This is a genomic window from Escherichia sp. MOD1-EC7003 (assembly GCF_002965065.1).
In the GTDB taxonomy this organism is placed as follows: Bacteria; Pseudomonadota; Gammaproteobacteria; order Enterobacterales; family Enterobacteriaceae; genus Escherichia.
The window spans coordinates 1-440 of record NZ_PTRE01000223.1; the positions used below are offsets into that span (position 1 = coordinate 1).

Here is a 440-nt window from a genome sequence, read left to right on the forward strand (position 1 = left end):
GAATAATCTTTCGACTATTCAGTGTTTCAATTTTCAGCTTGATCCAGATTTTTAAAGAGCAAAACTTCGCAGTGAACCTTTTCAGGTACACTCTGAAGTCTTTTTTATTGAGTCACTACAGAGATGGTGGAGCTATGCGGGATCGAACCGCAGACCTCCTGCGTGCAAAGCAGGCGCTCTCCCAGCTGAGCTATAGCCCCATAACATGTAGTTAAAACCTCTTCAAATTTGCGGTGCAAATTTGGTAGGCCTGAGTGGACTTGAACCACCGACCTCACCCTTATCAGGGGTGCGCTCTAACCACCTGAGCTACAAGCCTGTAGAGGTTTTACTGCTCATTTTCATCAGACAATCTGTGTGAGCACTACAAAGAACGTTTCTTTAAGGTAAGGAGGTGATCCAACCGCAGGTTCCCCTACGGTTACCTTGTTACGACTTCA

Annotated in this window: 2 tRNA genes and 1 rRNA gene; all 3 read right to left on the reverse strand. The window is 45.7% G+C overall.

Annotation, left to right across the window (positions count from 1 at the left end):
* Positions 1 to 124 precede the first annotated feature (124 nt).
* Positions 125 to 200 (reverse strand) — tRNA-Ala (locus tag A7090_RS24220).
* Between the two features lie 42 nt (positions 201 to 242).
* Positions 243 to 319 (reverse strand) — tRNA-Ile (locus tag A7090_RS24225).
* Between the two features lie 68 nt (positions 320 to 387).
* A 16S ribosomal RNA gene (locus A7090_RS24230) occupies positions 388 to 440 on the reverse strand; the annotation flags it as partial.